The sequence below is a fragment of the Micromonospora sp. 4G55 genome, assembly GCF_016803375.1.
On sequence record NZ_JAEVHN010000764.1, the window covers coordinates 1 to 2,709 of the forward strand.

Below are 2,709 nucleotides of genomic sequence, written 5' to 3' on the forward strand. Positions count from 1 at the left end.
GTCCTTGTCCTTGCCGTCGTCGTGCTTGCCGTCCTTGTCCTTGCCGTCGTCGTGCTTGCCGTCCTTGTCCTTGCGGTCCTCGTCCTTGCGGTCCTCGTCCTTGCGGTCGTGGTCCTTGCGGTCCTCGTCGCTGCGGTCCCAGTCCCTGCGGTCCCAGTTCTTGTGGTCCCAGTCCTCGTGGTCCCCAGAGCAGGTACCGGGAAGACTGACCTGCGGCTTGTCGACGGTGTACGCGCTGGCCGCGTTCGCCGCCCCGGGCGAGAACAGCAGCAGGGACGCGCCGCCGAGAGCGGCACCCGCAACGAGCTTCCCGAGCATCTTCTTAGCCATGACCTGCTTCTCCATCCCTGTTTGTCCTGAGCCCGACGTCCCTCGGGCTACGACCGACGTTAGACCGCTTCGCGACTTATGCGGGGAAAAATTCGCGTTTAGGAGTTTGCGGGAGACCGGTGAGCTTGGAGTGCTAAGCGGCTTTTGTGAGTCTCACGGCTGTTCAGGTCCAGCCGTGCCGTCTCGAGCGGTGGCGCTCGGGCTGCGTCACCCGGACCACGCCGTACCGTTTCGGCCCCTCATGGCCGGCCGCATCGAGGCATTGCCATGGAAGCGCTCCCATGCAAGAATCGCTGCACGCGGTTCGGGGAGCCACACCGCGCAGGCAGACGTCGAGGGCAACCGGTCCGACCGGACGGCGTCGTCGCTGGACCGGTCCGCGTGACCGGTCGACGGCACCACCACCACGCCCGTCCGGGTCGGGCACCCCCCGAGATATCCCGTTGGCGCCGAGGACCGTCCCCGCGGGGACGTCCAGCCGGGCCATTCCGCCGGGCCGTACGCGGATCCGGTCTCGCCCAAGGAGTTCAGTGGCATGAATCTGTGGAGAAACCTGTCCGGCCGGCGCCGGGCGGTCGCGCTAGCCGGTGCGAGCGCCCTGGTCGCGGGCGGGATGGTGGCCATCCCGGTCACCGCGGCGCAGGCCGCGACCCAGTGCAGCGTCGACTACACCACCAGCGACTGGCCGGGCGGGTTCACCGCCACCGTCGTCATCAAGAACCTCGGTGACCCGGTCAGCTCCTGGAACCTCGGCTTCACCTTCCCGAACAGCAGCCAGAAGGTGCAGCAGGGCTGGTCGGCGAAGTGGTCGCAGACCGGCCAGAACGTCACGGCCACGAATGAGTCCTACAACGGCTCGCTCGCCTCCGGCGCCAGCGCCAGCATCGGGTTCAACGGCGCCTGGAGCGGCAGCAACCCCAAGCCGACCTCGTTCACCCTGAACGGGACGGTCTGCAACGGCGGCAACCCGACGCCGACGCCGACGAACCCCACGCCGACGCCCACCAACCCGACCCCCACGCCCACCAACCCGACCCCGACACCGACCACGCCGGGCCAGAAGGTGGACAACCCGTACGTCGGGGTCAAGGGGTACGTGAACCCGGAGTGGAAGGCGAAGGCGGACGCCGAGCCCGGTGGCAGCCGGGTGTCGAACAACCCGACCGCCGTCTGGTTGGACCGGATCGCCGCCATCAACGGCACCACCGGCAGCAGCTCCAACGGCTCGATGGGGGTGCGGGACCACCTGGACAGGGCCCTGGCCCAGGGGGCTGGCTACATCCAGTTCGTCATCTACAACCTGCCCGGCCGGGACTGTGCGGCGCTCGCCTCCAACGGTGAGCTGGGTCCGGAGGAACTGCCCCGGTACAAGGCCGAGTACATCGACCCGATCGCGGCGATCCAGGGCGACCCGAAGTACGCCGGCCTGCGCATCGTCAACATCATCGAGATCGACTCGTTGCCGAACCTGGTGACCAACACCTCCGGCCAGCCCGGCGGCACCGCGATGTGCGACACGGTCAAGGCCAACGGCGCGTACGTCAACGGTGTCGGGTACGCCCTGGCCAAGCTGGGCGCCATCGGCAACGTCTACAACTACATCGACGCCGCCCACCACGGCTGGATCGGCTGGGACAGCAACCTCGGCCCGACCGCGACCCAGCTCTACCAGGCCGCCACCGCCTCCGGCAGCACGGTGAAGAACGTGCACGGCTTCATCGTCAACACCGCGAACTACTCGGCGCTGCGGGAGCCGTACATCAAGATCACCGACACGGTGAACGGGCAGACCGTCCGCCAGTCCAAGTGGATCGACTGGAACCAGTACGTCGACGAGCTGTCGTTCGCCCAGGCGTTCCGCGCCAAGCTGGTCTCCACCGGCTTCGACGCCAACATCGGCATGCTGATCGACACTTCCCGCAACGGCTGGGGCGGCACCGCCCGGCCCACCGGCCCGGGCGCGACGACCAGCGTGGACACCTACGTCAACGGTGGCCGCATCGACCGCCGCATCCACGCCGGCAACTGGTGCAACCAGGCCGGGGCGGGCCTCGGCGAGCGGCCCAAGGCCGCGCCGGAGCCGGGCATCGACGCGTACGTCTGGGTCAAGCCCCCGGGCGAGTCGGACGGCTCCAGCAGCCTGATCCCGAACGACGAGGGCAAGGGCTTCGACCGGATGTGCGACCCGACCTACACCGGCAACGCCCGCAACGGCAACAGCCTCAGCGGCGCCCTGCCGAACGCGCCGATCTCCGGCGCCTGGTTCTCCGCGCAGTTCCAGGAACTCATGAAGAACGCCTACCCGGCGCTCTGAGCACCGGGGCGGACGGCCCACCGCCGCGGCGGGAGTGAGGCACTGCCGCGGCGGGTTCCCCACGG

The 2,709-nt window shown here is 68.9% G+C and carries 1 protein-coding gene and 1 pseudogene; one reads left to right on the forward strand and one right to left on the reverse strand.

Features of this window, described 5'->3' with window-relative positions:
• Window positions 1-330 (reverse strand): annotated as a pseudogene (locus JNW89_RS33805) (hypothetical protein); the annotation flags it as partial.
• Window positions 331-865: 535 nt separating this feature from the next.
• On the opposite strand from JNW89_RS33805, the gene JNW89_RS33810 reads away from it, so the two are divergent.
• Window positions 866-2,644, forward strand: coding sequence for a glycoside hydrolase family 6 protein (locus JNW89_RS33810; RefSeq protein ID WP_305070566.1), 1,779 nt, complete (start codon window positions 866-868; stop codon window positions 2,642-2,644).
• Window positions 2,645-2,709 lie beyond the last annotated feature (65 nt).